16 protein-coding genes and 1 pseudogene are annotated in these 15,903 nt (G+C 42.6%); 3 read left to right on the top strand and 14 right to left on the bottom strand.

The window, feature by feature from the left end:
• Positions 1 to 39 precede the first annotated feature (39 nt).
• Positions 40 to 225 (bottom strand): 3'-5' exonuclease family protein, encoded by a 186-nt coding sequence (locus Len3610_RS01365; RefSeq protein ID WP_176446153.1) that lies wholly within the window; start codon positions 223 to 225, stop codon positions 40 to 42.
• Between the two features lie 167 nt (positions 226 to 392).
• The gene (locus Len3610_RS01360) at positions 393 to 1,811 is read right to left on the bottom strand and encodes an MDR family MFS transporter (protein ID WP_176446371.1); all 1,419 of its coding nucleotides are present in this window, start codon (positions 1,809 to 1,811) and stop codon (positions 393 to 395) included.
• Between the two features lie 332 nt (positions 1,812 to 2,143).
• Between Len3610_RS01360 and Len3610_RS01355 the strand changes: the two genes are divergently transcribed.
• Both Len3610_RS01355 and Len3610_RS01350 read left to right on the top strand, forming a co-directional pair.
• Complete coding sequence (locus tag Len3610_RS01355; protein ID WP_176446370.1) at positions 2,144 to 2,563, top strand: general stress protein; 420 nt, start codon at positions 2,144 to 2,146, stop codon at positions 2,561 to 2,563.
• A gap of 196 nt (positions 2,564 to 2,759) precedes the next feature.
• A complete protein-coding gene (locus tag Len3610_RS01350) occupies positions 2,760 to 3,524 on the top strand; it encodes an NRDE family protein (protein WP_176446369.1) in 765 nt (254 codons plus the stop codon).
• 66 nt (positions 3,525 to 3,590) lie between these two features.
• Here Len3610_RS01350 and nagE read toward each other — a convergent pair whose 3' ends face one another.
• The 3 genes from nagE to Len3610_RS01335 form a co-directional block, all read right to left on the bottom strand.
• Positions 3,591 to 5,063 carry an N-acetylglucosamine-specific PTS transporter subunit IIBC gene (nagE, locus tag Len3610_RS01345; protein ID WP_176446368.1) on the bottom strand — a complete coding sequence of 491 codons (1,473 nt, stop codon included), beginning with the start codon at positions 5,061 to 5,063 and terminating at the stop codon, positions 3,591 to 3,593.
• Positions 5,064 to 5,179: 116 nt separating this feature from the next.
• Positions 5,180 to 6,001 (bottom strand): PRD domain-containing protein, encoded by an 822-nt coding sequence (locus Len3610_RS01340; RefSeq protein WP_176446367.1) that lies wholly within the window; start codon positions 5,999 to 6,001, stop codon positions 5,180 to 5,182.
• Positions 6,002 to 6,031: 30 nt separating this feature from the next.
• The gene (locus Len3610_RS01335) at positions 6,032 to 6,526 is read right to left on the bottom strand and encodes a PTS sugar transporter subunit IIA (RefSeq protein WP_176446366.1); all 495 of its coding nucleotides are present in this window, start codon (positions 6,524 to 6,526) and stop codon (positions 6,032 to 6,034) included.
• Between the two features lie 366 nt (positions 6,527 to 6,892).
• Between Len3610_RS01335 and Len3610_RS01330 the strand changes: the two genes are divergently transcribed.
• Complete coding sequence (locus tag Len3610_RS01330) at positions 6,893 to 7,858, top strand: S8 family peptidase (RefSeq protein WP_303699856.1); 966 nt, start codon at positions 6,893 to 6,895, stop codon at positions 7,856 to 7,858.
• 91 nt (positions 7,859 to 7,949) lie between these two features.
• Here the strand turns inward: Len3610_RS01330 and Len3610_RS01325 are convergent, their stop codons facing one another.
• The 9 genes and pseudogenes from Len3610_RS01325 to Len3610_RS01285 form a co-directional block, all read right to left on the bottom strand.
• A complete protein-coding gene (locus Len3610_RS01325; protein ID WP_176446365.1) occupies positions 7,950 to 8,180 on the bottom strand; it encodes a hypothetical protein in 231 nt (76 codons plus the stop codon).
• Positions 8,181 to 8,272: 92 nt separating this feature from the next.
• A complete protein-coding gene (locus tag Len3610_RS01320) occupies positions 8,273 to 8,911 on the bottom strand; it encodes a class I SAM-dependent methyltransferase (protein ID WP_176446364.1) in 639 nt (212 codons plus the stop codon).
• A 45-nt stretch (positions 8,912 to 8,956) separates the two neighbouring features.
• Positions 8,957 to 9,058, bottom strand: a pseudogene (locus tag Len3610_RS01315) (DinB family protein); the annotation flags it as partial.
• 314 nt (positions 9,059 to 9,372) lie between these two features.
• On the bottom strand, positions 9,373 to 10,806 hold the full coding sequence (locus tag Len3610_RS01310; protein WP_176446363.1) for an SLC13 family permease: 1,434 nt from the start codon (positions 10,804 to 10,806) through the stop codon (positions 9,373 to 9,375).
• 67 nt (positions 10,807 to 10,873) lie between these two features.
• Positions 10,874 to 11,809, bottom strand: a complete 936-nt coding sequence (gene prpB / locus Len3610_RS01305) for a methylisocitrate lyase (RefSeq protein WP_176446362.1) — start codon at positions 11,807 to 11,809, stop codon at positions 10,874 to 10,876.
• Positions 11,810 to 11,867: 58 nt separating this feature from the next.
• Positions 11,868 to 13,292 (bottom strand): bifunctional 2-methylcitrate dehydratase/aconitate hydratase, encoded by a 1,425-nt coding sequence (locus tag Len3610_RS01300; RefSeq protein WP_176446361.1) that lies wholly within the window; start codon positions 13,290 to 13,292, stop codon positions 11,868 to 11,870.
• 16 nt (positions 13,293 to 13,308) lie between these two features.
• Positions 13,309 to 14,046, bottom strand: a complete 738-nt coding sequence (locus Len3610_RS01295) for an SLC13 family permease (protein WP_255259729.1) — start codon at positions 14,044 to 14,046, stop codon at positions 13,309 to 13,311.
• Between the two features lie 574 nt (positions 14,047 to 14,620).
• On the bottom strand, positions 14,621 to 14,827 hold the full coding sequence (locus Len3610_RS01290; protein WP_176446359.1) for a transposase: 207 nt from the start codon (positions 14,825 to 14,827) through the stop codon (positions 14,621 to 14,623).
• A 649-nt stretch (positions 14,828 to 15,476) separates the two neighbouring features.
• Positions 15,477 to 15,749 (bottom strand): hypothetical protein, encoded by a 273-nt coding sequence (locus tag Len3610_RS01285; protein ID WP_176446358.1) that lies wholly within the window; start codon positions 15,747 to 15,749, stop codon positions 15,477 to 15,479.
• Between the last annotated feature and the right edge of the window lie 154 nt (positions 15,750 to 15,903).

Raw genomic sequence — 15,903 nt, 5'->3', positions numbered from 1 at the left:
TTATTTTTTTATAACCATAAAGCGTCGATTCATCCCCCACTAAATCACAGGTTTTGAAGGGGACTTCTCGGCGAATCTGTTAAACGGGCTGAAATACGCCATCGGATTGATCAGGCTATAATACGCATCTACTATTTTCTCTCCGTCCACAACAGCAATGCCGACTGCACACGGACTGCTCCGTTTTTCATTCGCGGTTTCGAAATCTATTGATACAAACTGCATGCAGCTTCCCCCATTTCGAATAATAATACGGATAAATGAAGCACGGCGTTTCACTTTTTTCGTATCTGTGTCTTTAAAGATTTTTTTGTTTTGGACACAAAATCCTCCTGTTGACAGAAAAAAAGAGGCCGTCGCCATCCGAACTGACGAAAGCCCCCTTACCTATTCTAAACAGCATTTCTGTTATGCCTGGGATTTTTTACGAAAAAGGCGAGAACAATGCCGATAACCGCTGTAATACCAGCCACAACAAATGACATGTTGGAACCATGGACGAGACCCTGCTGGCCTTGTTCAGGAATGGCGGCATTGGACATAACCGTTACAAGCAAAGCTGTACCCATAGCACCGGCTACCTGACGCATGGTGTTATTCATAGCCGTGCCATGCGGCATCATTTTGTTCGGCAATTCATTCAGACCAGCTGTCGTTATCGGCATCATGACCATTGCTACACCAAACATCCGAACAGCATTCACCGTCGCAATGTAGGCAAATGTTGTTTCCGTTGTCAGAACAGCGAGCATAAATGTTGTGACGGTAACGATTGTCAGACCGGTAATCGCCAGGTATCTGGCACCGAATCTATCAAATAATCTGCCTGTTATTGGACTCATAATTCCCATGACGGCTGCACCAGGCATCAGCGCCAAGCCTGATTCAAGCGCACTGAACCCAAGGTAATCCTGCATCAGAATAGGCAAAACAGTCGCTGCACCAATCATGGCAATAAAGACGACCATACCCAGCACTGTAGCCAGCGTAAACATTTTATACTTGAAAATCCGGAATTCCAGAATCGGCTGTTCAAGGCTCAGCTGTCTTAGAATAAAGAACGTCAGCGAGATGGCACCTACAACCATCGAAATCATCACTTGAGAGCTGCCCCAACCTTCCTGAGCTGATCCAGCGACACTGAATCCATATAAGAGACCGCCAAAACCGAATGTCGACAAAATAATTGACAGCACATCCACTTTCGGGAACGTGCGCTCAGTAACATTCCGCAGCAAAAAGTACGCAATGACGATATCGATGACAACGATCGGAAAGACGACGTAAAACAGGCTTCTCCAAGGAAAATGCTCAACCAGATAGCCGGATAATGTTGGCCCAATCGCCGGGGCAAAGGCAATAACCAGGCCAAACATGCCCATGGCAGAGCCGCGTTTTTCGATTGGATAAACAAGCATCAATATTGTCTGCATCAGCGGCATGATAATCCCGGCGCCGGAAGCCTGGATGACTCTACCCGTCATCAGCACCGGAAAAGTCGGTGCGAATGCACAAATGACGGTCCCTGCTCCAAACAATCCCATCGCGGTGAGGAATAGCCCTCTGGTTGTAAAACGATTAATCAGCAAGGCAGTTATCGGTATCATAATTCCATTAACCAGCATGAAAATGGATGTCAGCCATTGAGCCGTACTTTCTCCAAGATTCATGTCTTCCATTATTTTCGGCAATGCGGTTGCCAATAAGGTTTGATTCAAAATCGCAACAAACGCCCCTGATATCAATACGAGCATGAGTGTTGTCCGTTTAGCTTTATTTTCTGTATGTTGATAATCGTGATTCTCAGTCATCTAATGATCCTACTTTCCGTTTAATGAAAAAGAGCCCCGCCAAATATAAAGGGCTTACCTTTTCTTAGACATATTCTTATAGTTTACCATATATTATCCGGTTATGGAATCATTCAGCAAAATTTTATTAAATCTTATTTGCTTGATTAACAATCCCCTGTCACAGCAGTATTGAGGCCGTTCAATCTCATCATTCAATCTATTAATTTCCCCCTTCAATATTCGACAAATATACAATAAAACCCTGCAAACATAATTTTATCCCGCAAGTTTCAGATTATATTCAAAGGGAAAAGAAAATTAGATAGATTTTTATTATGGAGGTGCTTTAATTGGCAGAAGAAGTCTATGGACCATTTGCCTCAGTTGAAGAAACCGTAAAGACAGTTGATGTCCTCGAATTGGAAGGATATGGTAATTCGTCGATAACAATTTTCTCACATGGCGAATATGCGGATGACATAAATAATAGAACAGATGCCAGTGTCACAAGTACTGAAACATCCCAAAAACGTGAGGGGACAATCCGTGATAAAATCTCTGCAATCATTTTCAACGGTGTTGAGGAAACAACAAATCTTACTGAACAGCTGCAAGAAAAAGGACTGTCAGAGAAACAGGCAGCCAAATATGCTGAAGAAATAAAATCCGGCCAACTCCTTGTAACAGTTAGCAAGGGATTAAAAATGGGCAACGATGCTGCAGAAGACCTGGATACCTTTGGTGAACGCGTTAACCATATGAACCACTAAAAAAACGAATACGCCACCTTAGAGTAATCGGCAATCACGCCGATTACTTTATTATTCAGAAGATGAATGTTTCCTTTTTCTCTTTGAAACTGACTGCTCTTTTGGCTGTCTCCCGCCAATTCGTCAAATAAGTCGCCTAATTGGAAGCTGATATAGTCACAGCGTATAATGGAACTAAAAAGGACTGAAAATCATCATGTGTCTGATTAACTTTCATTTCCATAATCACCCAAATTACAAATTGATCATTGCTGCCAATCGGGATGAATTTTATAAACGTCCGACTGCACCTGCCGGGTTTTGGGAGGACAACCCTGAGATCCTTGCAGGCAGGGACCTGGTTGGTATGGGTACATGGCTCGGCATTACGAAAAGCGGACGGATGGCAGCTTTGACGAACTACCGGGACCCGGAGGAAGGCAGCAGCAATAAACATTCACGCGGCCAAATTGTGAAAGGTTTCCTGGAATCTGACGTGCCTGCAAAAGACTTTTTCAACCAGCTGAAGAACCACAAAGATGCCTATTCGGGCTTCAATTTCATCGCCGGGACTCCGGAAGCGTTATATTATTACAGCAACATCCAGGACAACATTTCTAAAGTCTCCATGGGAACTCACGGATTAAGCAACGAATTCCTGGACACACCATGGCCTAAAGTCGTCAAAGGTAAACAACGCTTAGCTGCTTATGTCCGTCAGAACGCCACCATTGAAACCGAGCCGCTATTTGATATCATCACGGACGCGGAAGAAGCACCAGATGAGGAGTTGCCTGACACCGGGGTTGGTCTGGATTTTGAACGGAAACTGTCACCCTTATTCATCAAAACGCCGGAATATGGCACCCGCTGCTCCACCGTTCTTCTGGTAGACAGGCATGACCAGGTGACATTTGTGGAACGGCGGTTTAATAAAGGTAAGTTTGAGGATGAAAACCGCTTTTCGTTTAACATTGTTTGAACACCGGTTATGACATAATGAAATAGGCGACCGGCACTTTATGGGTGCCGGTCGCCTTTCATTTGTTTAATCATCTTTTTTATGCATCTTTCGCATTTCATCAGCTACAAATTGTACTTGAGTACCGACAACAACCTGGATACTATGCTTTCCGACAACGTTGACGCCCGGAACGCCTGTTGCTTTAATTTTATTCTGGTCAACTTTATCCATATCGTCGACTTCAAGTCTTAGACGGGATACACAATTGTCGACTGTCCGAACGTTTTCATCTCCGCCAAGGCCTGCATAAATTTCCTTTGCCATAACGGTTGTTTCATCTTCGTCGGCAGGTGTCCTCTCTTCCATAGCATAGCTTTCATCAACTTCACCTTCACCCGGTTCATCTTCCTCCCGGCCTGGTGTTTTCAGGTTAAGTTTCACGATCAGGAAGCGGAACACGAAATAATAGATAACCGCAAATACAAGTCCTTGCAAAATCAGCATGAGTGGCTGATTGGCAATTGGCACAGGAAGACTCAAGGTATAGTCAACCAGACCGGCACTGAAACTGAAACCGGCTGTCCATTCAAATGTAGCAGCAATGAAAAGTGATAGTCCTGTCAATGCTGCATGGACAACATATAGTACAGGTGCCAGGAACATGAATGAGAATTCAAGTGCTTCCGTTACACCGGTGAAGAATGATGCGAAAGCGGCTGCCATCAAGAGCGATGCAGCTTGCTTTTTCCGTTTTGTTTTGGCCGTATGATACATCGCTAGAGCTGCTGCAGGCAATCCAAACATCATAATCGGGAAGAAACCTGCCTGATAACGGCCGGTAACGCCCTGTTCGCCTTCACTTGCCCAGAACTTGGCAATATCATTAATTCCGGCAAGATCAAACCAGAAAACATTGTTCAACGCATGATGCAAACCGGTTGGAATAAGCAAACGGTTAAAAAAGCCGTATAAACCGGCACCAATAGCTTCCAAACCGACAATGGCTTCACCGAATGAGACCAGCGCATTATAGACAAGAGGCCAAACGAAGAACAGAACAGCTGAAACAACCATCATGGCTGCTGCACTCATAATAGGAACCAGCCGTTTACCACTAAAGAAAGCTAAAGCATCAGGTAATTTCACATGACTGAATCGATTGTACATAATCGACGCAACAATACCTGAAATGATACCGATAAACACGTTTTCAATATTTCCAAAAGCACCATCAACCGCGCTTTCTTCAATACCCTGAAGCCCGGCAACACCACTGACATTGAGAACAGTGGTTGCCACCAGCCAGGAAACAAGACCACTTAATCCGGCAGCACCATCCTGCTCTTTTGACATCCCGATGGCAACACCAACCGCAAACAGTACGCCAAGATTACTGAGGATGGCATCGCCGCCACTTGTGAGATAATTGCCGATGACACTGTCTTCACTAATAAGGTTAAGAATCCAATTCCCAATACCCATCAGAATCGCCGCAGCCGGCAGCACTGCAACCGGCAGCATTAAGGAGCGGCCAAGATCCTGTAAATATTTCATCATAGTGTTTCCCTCCAAGTCAAAATTTTTTCCGGAATCCATTATTTTCATAAGGCGAGCCAGGAACATCCTGAATTCGATTACAAAATAAGTTCATATTGCTCATTACTAGGCATGTCCTATGAATGTGTCCGCAATCGCTCAATATGAAGCGTAATGTATCCCAGTTCTTCCTCTGGCAAATTAATGCCATACGAGGCAGATGCTTCTTCTGCTACTTGTTTAGCACATTGATATGAAACGTCATATTTCTGCTTGATCATGTCAAACATGTCTTTATCCATTACATGACTGTCGTGGTACCTGGCCCGTGTTAAGGTAAATCGCAGGTGTGTTACCAGCCGTTCATAGGATATATCTGCCTCACCAATCGAAATGTTCAAATAGTCCCTGATTCGCTGCACCATTTTCTGCACCATTGTCGTCTGTCTGACTGTTTCGTGTATATCACCCCCTTGAACTTTCATCGTATGAATGTATAGGGCAATAAACGCTGCTTCATCCACAGGCATCTCAATACCGATGACATCCTTAATCCGCTCTATTGCCCACAAACCTATTTCAAACTCTTGCCTGTATAGTACTTTAATTTCCCGCAGTAAAGCATTTTTCAGCTGAATCCCGCTCTGTTCCCGTTCAATAGCGAACGAAATATGATCGGCAATCTGTACCCGGATATGTTCATTCAATTCAGTATTAAGCTGCTGCTCGGCATAAGTGATAATTTCTTCGGATAGGGTAAAATGTTCTTCCGGTATTCGCAATAAAAGCTGCTGCAGTTTTTCATTTTCCTTTAAGACAAACAGTTTTTCAATTTTTTTTGGATTTATCACGTCATTTTTTTGCTTCTCAAAACCCACGCCTGAACCGATCGCTATTTTTTCTTCACCATCATCAACAATAATGACAGCATTATTATTTAATATTTTTCTGATTTTCATCCGGGACCTCTCCCCTTCACTTAAGAAAAATCACTTATCTGAAGCTGTAATCACAACTGTTTCGCCCGCTTTGCCTTCTTTTTCGTCTGTCATCGTAAACGTTTTACCGGTCTCCTGCCCATTTGTGATCACAATCGGCGTCACATCACTTGATGCATTGTTACGAATATAATCAAAGTCACATTCCATCAATTGCTGACCCTGTGAAACTTTATCACCTGTATTGACATGAACGGTGAAGCCTTTACCTTCAAGCGAAACGGTTTCAAGTCCGATATGAATCAGGATTTCAATGCCGTTGTCTGTTCGCAGTCCGATGGCATGTTTCGTGTCCGGCAATTGAACAACTTCCGCATCAAGCGGTGCATAAATATTACTTTCCGACGGCTTGATTGCGATGCCATCGCCCATCATTTTTTGACTGAATACCGGGTCAGGCACCTCCTCGAGCGGCACAATCCCGCCACTCACCGGTGCATATATCTCTGTTTTGGAACTGCCTTTTTTAAATAAATTTTTGAACATTATAATAAAACTCCTTTTTGATGTTGTGGACATGCTGCATGCGATAGTATGCACAAAAGACTGCCAGATAAAAAGGCATGGCGGTATAAAGAGGCTAGTTGCCCCTTTTTAATATACCACCATGCCTGATCATGTCAGTAACATGTAATGCTTATTCATCTTTTATCTACGCCAGTATACCACGCCTTAAACCTAAAAAACAATAAATTAAATGCTCATACATAAGTAATCAAATAAGTCAGCAGAGACTAGTCCCTTCCGCCTGATTTTTCAGGAAATTTGACCTGTTTTGTGTCAAAGCCCCTCCATATATAAAAGATTTAAACTATAATGAAAATAGATGTTTCATTATAGGAGGGAGAAACAGTGGCAAAAATGCATTTAATTCCTTATCAGGTGAACGAAATTGAGGATACGTCAACCGACATTCCCCAAGGCGTTCAAATGATACAGGCTCCGGACATATGGGAACAATCCGATGAAGGCAGCGGCAATGTGATTGCAATCATTGATACTGGCTGTGATATGAACCATCCCGACTTGGAAGGTCAAATCATTGATGGCAGAAACTTCACGAATGATGGTGATGAAGCGGAATACGGTGATGAGAACGGACATGGCACTCATGTCGCAGGAACAGCCGCTGCAGCTGCGGGCGATGAAGGTATTGCAGGTGTTGCACCAAAGGCCAAGCTGCTAATTGTTAAAGTGCTGGATAGTAATGGCAGTGGCGACTATCAGTGGATTATTGACGGTATCAACTATGCAACGGACTGGGAAGGTCCAAATGGTGAAAAGGTGCGGGCAATTTCGATGTCCCTCGGCGGCCCGGAAGATGTTCAGGAATTATACCATGCTGTTAAACGAGCGATTGATGCAGGTATTCCGGTTGTTTGTGCTGCCGGCAATGAAGGCGATGACCGTCACGAAACAGACGAATATGCTTTTCCAGGTGCTTATAATGAAGTTGTACAGGTCGGTGCTATTAATTTTGACCGGGAAATCGCCCATTTCAGTAACACAAACAACGAAATTGATATCGTTGCGCCGGGCGTGGATATTCTGTCAGCTTACACAGATCAGAAATATGCGAGGCTGTCCGGCACATCAATGGCAACACCACACGTATCCGGAGCACTGGCGTTAGTTAGCAATGTAGCAGAAGAACAATTTGACCGGAAACTGACCGAAGCGGAACTATATGCACAATTGGTAAGACGCACTGTTCCACTCGGCTATCCAAAATCGGCAGAAGGAAATGGCGTTGTCGCACTCGATATTCTGAATCAGTTTGAGCGATTGTTCCAGACGTTTAACACGGTATTTAAGTGATAGTGTAAGGGTAGCGGAATCCTGTTTGGGTTGAAATAAGGATTCCGCTGCCGTGTAAGGGTTCCCCGAGTCAGGGTAAGTAAACCTATCCTTAATTTTTGTCGTCTTTTTCACGCACGATGTAGTAAAAAAAGGCGAAGAAAGATATGTTGAATTTAGGCTGAAGATTGGTTCTCGGACTGGAGTCGGTTTTCGAGATGGAACTTATGCCGTTGGGATGAGGTTTTTGTAACTGGGCTGAAGCGGCCATCTCCTGAAGATACTTTGAATTTTGAGCCCATGTTTTTGTTCTCCGGCCCATGTTCCACTTCTTCGCACCCATATTTTGTTTCTCCGGCCCATGTTTCCATTCTCCAGCCCATGTTCCGGCTCCCCCGCCCATGTTCCAGCCTTCGCGCCCATGTACCCTTTTTATCATCTCAACCGGTCGGACCAAGGATCCATCTCAGTACCCAGCCGATAAATCAGAAACCGGTCATATGGGTCGCCATTAAATATGTGGGACAGGGTGATTTCCTTTTTCAATTCAAAAGCAGTGTTGTTTTCCAAATAGTCAACATACTCATCTGACCCGTAATAGACAATCAACTCGATATCTCTCTTATATTCCGCTGCCGAATGCAGGATGTTGTGAATGACTTTCATAAATATCTCGACCGAAAACGGATTAAAAAAATAGAAACGGTTATCTGATGGATCAACCCGATACGCTTCCGCCATTCCGTGCTGAAAATGAATCTTGTCCGTATGCTCCTGTGTCTGATCCAGATAACGCCTGCGATTTCTGATGGCTTCATTATAGAGTGAGCGGTTCATTTCAACTCCGGTAACAGTCACGTGATAAAAATAATAGATATAAAAACTTAACCGGCCTTTCCCACAGCCAAAATCAACAACATGATCACTTGGTTTCAAATGATACGCCTGAAACAACGCCTCCAGCGCTCGATATGAAGTCGGCTGATAAGGGTTATGATGTGACGAGTCGGGAAAGGTCCTTTGCGTCCCCCGGGTTTTAATATTCAAGAGTTTGTCATAATAGTATTCTTTCATGGGGATGCTCCTTAACACGCGCACCTCTTAGATTTGAACACGTTATTATAATGTCAAATACCTTTTTGTAATCTTAAAATGATGCTGCTCATGTATAGCAAGCAAAAGCACACATTGGATGAGATTCGGGTATTCAGCAATTGGGTCTGTCCCCTGCTGTTCGACTCTCCAGCTTGTTGCTTTTCATTTATGTACACTCCCACACTATAGCTTAGACCTTTAACCTGATACTCCCACAGCTAAAGCAGTGGGGTTCTGAATCTATTGTCCTTCTTCCGGCCGGCAGTCACAGACACATTTGCATGTGCTCGGCATTTAGGGCTGTTCAGGATACTGGGACCATTTCCTTCAGAACTTTCACGGCCAAAGCAGCCTCGCCGATAAGCCGAAGCCGCAAGTGTATTTGCTTCATTTTATGCAAGACGATGGGCTTTCTCGTTCGGAAAATCTGTAATATAATATTACCATAAAAAATATGCAGCTAATAATCCACTAACCATAATCGCAATCATTAATACAGTCCCCAATACAGCATAATCCTTCATTACCAAAACACCGGACTGATTAGCAATAATCGTGGTATTGGAATAAATCGGCAATACCATGAAAGTTCCAATCACAAGAATCGTCAAGAGCGCAACAGATAAAACGGGCAGTCCTAAAGAATGGCCAAAGGAAACCGCTAACGGCAGTATGACCGCAATTGCACCGGTCGGACTTGTGAAAAACATTCTCAATAATAAAACCATGGCCATTAATAGAAACAAAGCCAGGAAACTTGGGTAATCCGGAGAAATCCAGCCGAATAATAAATTGGCCAACCAGTCTGCTGTTCCGGTTGTCTGTACAATATTAGACAAAGATATCGCTGAACCGATTAACAAAAATGTCTCCCACTCGAAATTCCGAAAATCCAGATCCGAAAATAATCGGATTCCTGGCAATGAAAGAATTGTCAGTACAATAATTGGAGGCAAAATGGTTGGCAAGCCGGTCCCGCTCCCCAAAAGCCATGCCACTAACATCGAAATCATCAGGATTAATACAATCCACATTTCCCGCTTATCAACATCAAGGTCAGCAAACTCACGCCTGATTGTATCGGACAGCTCAGATGGCGCTTTTTGTTGATAGGATATTTGACGCAACTCATCTCCAACACGAAAATAAAAAAATGCGTATATAATGACGATGACCGTCGCGATATAAACAGGTGGCATCATGTACAAAAACCAGGACACCCAGGTCAGTGTATAACCGGCCTCAGCCAGTAACTCCGATGCCAATATGGGGTAACCGCCACCTGTTAAAACGATCATCGTTAAAAATTGATTGACCCCGCTGAACAGCCAATTACAAAAGCGTCTGAATGCGCTCTGTTCCGACAATTCATAAAAAAGATTAACAGAGTCAATTAAAGGATGAAACATTCGATACCGGGCTACAGCGGATGGCATCAGTATAGGTAATACCATTGCCGCCAATATAAATCCGAACAGCACCCTTACGATATTGCCTGATGAAAGACGCAGGATAAAGCCGGCAATCTTTTGATCCAACCCGACTTTCACCATCACCTTGCTAATCATCGAAACGATTAAAACAAAATAAAGAGCAGATGCAATAAACCCTGATATGGCTGATGAAAAGGAATCTGCAAGGTTGAAAGTCATCATAACAGCAATAATAAACAGTGAACTAACGCCCAACGGAAGGAGTTTGGTTGACCATAGAAAAATAGATACGATTAACAGCAGAAGTGTTTTCCACTGTTGATCATCCAAACCGGAGACCGGTGCAGGAATAAATAAACCTGTTGCGAATAAAATAACGACCAAAAATAATTGTAACCACTTTTTGTTAAGAAAATGATTCCCTGTGATCCGCCCTTCCACATATAATCCACCCTTCAAGAAATACACGAACTATGTGAGTAGCTCTCTTTAATTCGTTACAAGCAGATTATTTTTTTTCATTGCTCGCATTCTTCTTATCTATTTCCGGTAAAATAGTTTTTGCTATTTTCTTGTCTAAATCTTCATAATCGTAATAACTGATAGTATCGTATAGTTCTTCTCTCGTCTGCATTTGGTCTAAATAATCCCGTTGCGTCCCCTTGTTCGCTATTTCCTGAAAAACTTGCTCATATGCTTTGGCCGCCACACGTAATGATGTCACTGGATATATCACCATATTAAACCCGAATGATTCAAATTCATCTGCTGTGTAATATGGTGTTTTCCCAAATTCAGTCATATTGGCTAAAAGTGGTGCATCAAGCTGATAACTAAACGTTTTAAAATCACTTTCCGATCTTAATGCTTCTGGAAAAATAGCGTCAGCACCTGCATTTATATATAATTTGGCACGTTCGACTGCTTCGTCAAGTCCTTCAACACCGGCTGCATCTGTTCTGGCGATTACGACCATTGACGGCGCTACCTCTCGAATCGTTTTGATTTTTTGTCCCATTTCCTCCTTGCTGACAAGTTTTTTACCGTTTAAGTGCCCGCATTTCTTTGGTAAATCCTGGTCCTCAATTTGAATGGCGGCAACTCGTGCCTCCATCATTTCCCTGGCAGTTCTGGCAACGTTTAAAATCCCGCCATATCCAGTATCTATATCCACAAGAATTGGCAAATTTACTGCACGAACAATAGCTTTGGCGCGGGCTGCCATCTCCGCGGATGTAATAATCCCTAAATCAGGCAGCCCTCGACTTGCCGTATAAGCGGCACCTGATAAATAAAGAATGTCAAAACCTGTCTGTTTAGCCATAAGTGCTGCCATGCCATCGTGCGTTCCAGGTATTTTCAAAATTTTTTCTTCAGTCATTTTTGTGCGAAAATGTTGTGCTAATTCCTTTTGTGATAATTGTTGATCTGCTATCCAGCTCATTGTCAGTCCTCCTTTACATTGACCATTTTACCGCTACCGAATTTCGCTGAAGAATCTTTTATTTTCGCCAATGATCTAAGAATTCGTCTACGTCCATTTGATACAGTTGTTCTTTATCATCAAACAATGCCATTAATTTCTTACTTTTCTTTTCGGAAAATTGAGTTTTAATATTCGCTTCAAACTTTCTATAAAGCAAAGGTCGACCTTCACCTCGACGGAAGCGGTGTCCTATTGGGTATTCCCTCTCAATTTTTTTTGTATAATCACCGCCTTTAAAAATCACCTGTACTGCATTGGGAATCGAGCGTTTTGTTGGATCTAAATAGTCGCGGGAGTACTTTGGTTCCTCACGAACGGTCATTTTGTAACGCAGCTTGTCGATTAGCGGGTTAGCAGCAATTTCATCCTCATAATAATCAGCGGTAATTTTTCCATAGATTAACCCGATAGCCGTAATATACTGTAAACTATGATCCCGATCTGCAGGATTCTTTAGCGGCCCTTCCTTATCGATAATACGGATGGCAGATTCATGGGTATCAATGATAATTTCCTCTATCTCATCCAATCTATCAACAACTTCCATATGCAAATCAAACGCACATTCTGCGGCTGTTTGCGCATGATATTCTGCTGGAAATGAGATTTTAAATAAAATATGTTTCATGACGTAATCGTTTAACGGCTGGGATAAAGTAAGTCTTTGTCCATTCATCAAAACATCTTCGAACCCCCACTCTGGTGCGGTTAGCGCAGTGGGATAGCCCATTTCACCTTTCAATGCAATAATAGCCAGCCATACCCCTCTGCTCGTTGCGTCTCCTGCCGCCCATGATTTTCGGGAACCTGCATTGGGAAAATGGCGATATGTCCTTAAGCTAACATTATCTATCCAAGCATTGGATACCGCATTCACAATTTCTTCATTTTTCCCTCCCAGTAAATACGTCGTAACAGCTGCTGTGGCAACTTTAACAAAAAGGACATGGTCAAGTCCTTGACGGTTCAAACTATTGTCTAGGGAAAGGATGCCTTGAATTTCATGTGCTTTAATTGTAGCCTGCAGGACATCCTTAATGGTTAATGCAGCTTTTCTTTCCCGTTTATTTTTTCTGCTGACATAATCAGCAACAGCCAGGATTCCTCCCAAATTATCGGATGGATGACCCCATTCCTTGGCAAGCCAACAGTCATTATAATCCAGCCAGCGGATCATGGTACCAAGGTTAAACGCTGCCTGAACTGGATCCAAATAGTAATCCGTTCCTGGCACACAACTTCCTTCACTTGTCGACTGACCGTGTAATAATGGACCAAGAAGCTTCGTACAGGCCGGATACCTTAGCGAAAGCATCGCACAGCCTAAACTGTCCATTAAAACTTCAGTTGCTACTCCGCATGACTCCTCATCGCCGATAGCGCTATTTGATGTATAGTCACTTATGTTTTGAAACAATTCATCTGCTTTCTGTTCCATCATAAACTACACCCTCCTCTTAGATTACGATTTTCCAATAAAAAAAGATGCTTAGAAAAACAATAGCGAGCCAAGCCGCCATCGAGATAATCCCCACACGAAATAAGTCACGCTGATTATAATAACCATACGCATAGGTAATCAAATGTACCGGAGACTGCGTAATTAATAAAAATCCGGGAACCCCTATCAAGTAAACAGACATTGCCAACTCTAATGAACTGAACATTAATATTCGTTCTCCTAAAATAAGAGCTAAAGGCAATACAATTGTTAAGAAACCCAGGACATTAACAAATAAGACTCTAGCTACTGCTATAATCAAACATAAAGTGATTACAACCATTATTGGATGAAGATTTTCAGTTGAATTGATTAGCCAACCTGCAACGACATCCATTGCTCCGGTATCAATTAAAATATTTGATAACATTAAGGTAGCTGCGAAAAAAATCATCATATCCCAATCCACGCCTACTCTTGCTTTGTCCCAATCCATTACACCAACATACGGGAATATAACCATAGCAGCCCCTAACATACCAATTAAAGGTATAGAATAACCATGCCACGGTTGGGTTACCCATAAGCTCAATGTAATAGTTATAATAACGGTCATTTTTATTTCTTTTGAGCTCCAATTTCCCAGCTTCTCTTTCTCTGAAAATATAAGATCCTTCACCATTTTTCGGTTAACCTTTTCACTGGGAAAGATTATATAAAAAATGATCCAAAGTACTAACACAAAAGTAAACATCGGAAAACTAAAGTATTATTACCATTTTATATAACTCATTTCATCAGAGACAGAGAAACATACGAATGCATAAATAGTTGACTAGCTCCAGTTGGGACAAGGCTGCAGAATTGCACTGATAAAGCAATCCATAAAAAATGATAAAAAAAAAGAAATGTAGTTTGAATGGCCTGTAATTTTGTTATTAGATTATCCAATATATCGCTAATCAATTTCCCTTTTCCAATATTTGAAGGTATAAATACTGTTAACACAAACATCATAATAAAGGATAGGAAGAGCAACAATCTCCCTGATCCTTTTGCAAGATTTAATATAGAAGCCTAGGAGTCTTGGACAAAAGTTTTCTTTAAAAAAACGCCCGGGTTTTCATTTTGGCTTGTTTAATGTAAGAATTAGAGGACATTTAAAAAAGGCACACCAAATAAGCTTCACTATGTTATTTTTTATTTCTGAGCGAAACGTTATTTCACCTCCTCTCATTAAGTTCTGCTTTATTAGCCGGTATCCCTTGTTATAATTGTTCCTTTCTGGTGGACGGTTTTCATGATACGACGACTGTTAAAGTAGACTTTCACGATTTCCGGATATTGTGCATGACGCAGTGCAATTTGAATTCACGTGAAGCATTGTCCATCCCACGTCCATGCATCTGTTTCCACTCATCCTGCACTTGAATGTTGCCCCATACAGGTTCCGGGACGCTTTTTCTCTGTTTCAGAATTTCTTTACCTTTCTCACTGTCAGCCTTCGCTTTTCGCTTCTCCCTGAATAGGGTCATTTTGCTTTCGTACAGTGCGGGCTAGCGGGCCAGGACTGGCAGGCTTCTTTATTGCTGTATTCTCCAATCTTCCTGATTTCTTTGTTTTCTGCCGTGAAAGCACTTGGCCCTCTGGGCATGTGTAGGTATCACTCTGTGCATTCATACGCAAACTTATCCTTGGCATACGGGGGATTTCGCTACGGCGTACGAGGCATAAAAGTCCGTCCCTTTCCTTCTCATGAAAGCAATATTATTGGCTGAGAAAAACGGCCATCGGGCGCCGGCTTGTATGTTTTTAACGAGCCGCACATTTTTTTCCGCATGTTCCAACGTTGGTTGTAACCAAGTTGATCGGAAGCATTGTTGCTTGTATGTGCACCAAGGATATATGCCGCTTTGACATCAACCCAGGCGAGATGGTTGTAACATTGCTTGCACACCATGGGTGTTTCGTAAGCATGATACTTGAATCTGGATCTGGTAAAATGATTTGTTTTCCTGGTGGGATCTTTTTATTCCCATTTTCCTCTTTGCCACTTTTGCTCCAGTGTTGTTTTTGCCTGTCCATCGTGTGAAATTCGATCCTGTGTAAATGCGACGTCGTTCAAGACATCCACTGTCAGTCAAATGATTCCGCTGGCACATCATTTAAACAGGGCAACTGGATTTAACACTTCTTCATCGTAACCATGCTTCGTTTTCGGTTTCCTCTACCTCTGAATCGAGGTTGAATACCTGCTGTCCTTTTGTTGTAATTCTGATTGATGCTGTTTCCGCAAAAAGACGCTGCCACTTGCTCCGCCTGTTCATGTATACAAGCCTTCAGCTTATGGTCCGGCATCTGCTCCACTTCATCTATGTATGGTTTAATAACGTCATATAATGCTTCCATATCGTTTGTTTGGCGATCGATTTTCTTTGTCAGGTGCTCATAACTCATCGCTTTGTGCTTCGAGGCATTGGCTTTGACTTTTGTACATCAAATAATGCATGCGTTGTCGGCCAATCAGGGACAACCCTTTCACCAGATTCCAATGACTTGAATGAAAAGGCGGTCCACTTCAGCCAAAAGAGCATCTATCGTTCGTTCTACT

The organism is Lentibacillus sp. CBA3610 (genome assembly GCF_013373365.1).
Classification (GTDB): domain Bacteria; phylum Bacillota; class Bacilli; order Bacillales; family Amphibacillaceae; genus Lentibacillus.
This window is presented reverse-complemented; position numbering and strand designations above follow the sequence as displayed.

What these genes read in the sequence shown, in the direction of transcription:
- Len3610_RS01340 (WP_176446367.1), bottom strand. Translation starts at nt 6,001, where the DNA reads ATGAAAATCAGAAAAATATTAAATAATAATGCTGTCATTATTGTTGAT.
- Len3610_RS01360 (WP_176446371.1), bottom strand. Translation starts at nt 1,811, where the DNA reads ATGACTGAGAATCACGATTATCAACATACAGAAAATAAAGCTAAACGG.
- Len3610_RS01295 (WP_255259729.1), bottom strand. Translation starts at nt 14,046, where the DNA reads ATGTTTACTTTTGTGTTAGTACTTTGGATCATTTTTTATATAATCTTT.
- Len3610_RS01285 (WP_176446358.1), bottom strand. Translation starts at nt 15,749, where the DNA reads ATGAGTTATGAGCACCTGACAAAGAAAATCGATCGCCAAACAAACGAT.
- Len3610_RS01290 (WP_176446359.1), bottom strand. Translation starts at nt 14,827, where the DNA reads ATGACCCTATTCAGGGAGAAGCGAAAAGCGAAGGCTGACAGTGAGAAA.
- prpB (WP_176446362.1), bottom strand. Translation starts at nt 11,809, where the DNA reads ATGAGCTGGATAGCAGATCAACAATTATCACAAAAGGAATTAGCACAA.
- Len3610_RS01320 (WP_176446364.1), bottom strand. Translation starts at nt 8,911, where the DNA reads ATGAAAGAATACTATTATGACAAACTCTTGAATATTAAAACCCGGGGG.
- Len3610_RS01300 (WP_176446361.1), bottom strand. Translation starts at nt 13,292, where the DNA reads ATGATGGAACAGAAAGCAGATGAATTGTTTCAAAACATAAGTGACTAT.
- Len3610_RS01365 (WP_176446153.1), bottom strand. Translation starts at nt 225, where the DNA reads ATGCAGTTTGTATCAATAGATTTCGAAACCGCGAATGAAAAACGGAGC.
- Len3610_RS01350 (WP_176446369.1), top strand. Translation starts at nt 2,760, where the DNA reads ATGTGTCTGATTAACTTTCATTTCCATAATCACCCAAATTACAAATTG.
- Len3610_RS01335 (WP_176446366.1), bottom strand. Translation starts at nt 6,526, where the DNA reads ATGTTCAAAAATTTATTTAAAAAAGGCAGTTCCAAAACAGAGATATAT.
- Len3610_RS01325 (WP_176446365.1), bottom strand. Translation starts at nt 8,180, where the DNA reads ATGGGTGCGAAGAAGTGGAACATGGGCCGGAGAACAAAAACATGGGCT.
- nagE (WP_176446368.1), bottom strand. Translation starts at nt 5,063, where the DNA reads ATGATGAAATATTTACAGGATCTTGGCCGCTCCTTAATGCTGCCGGTT.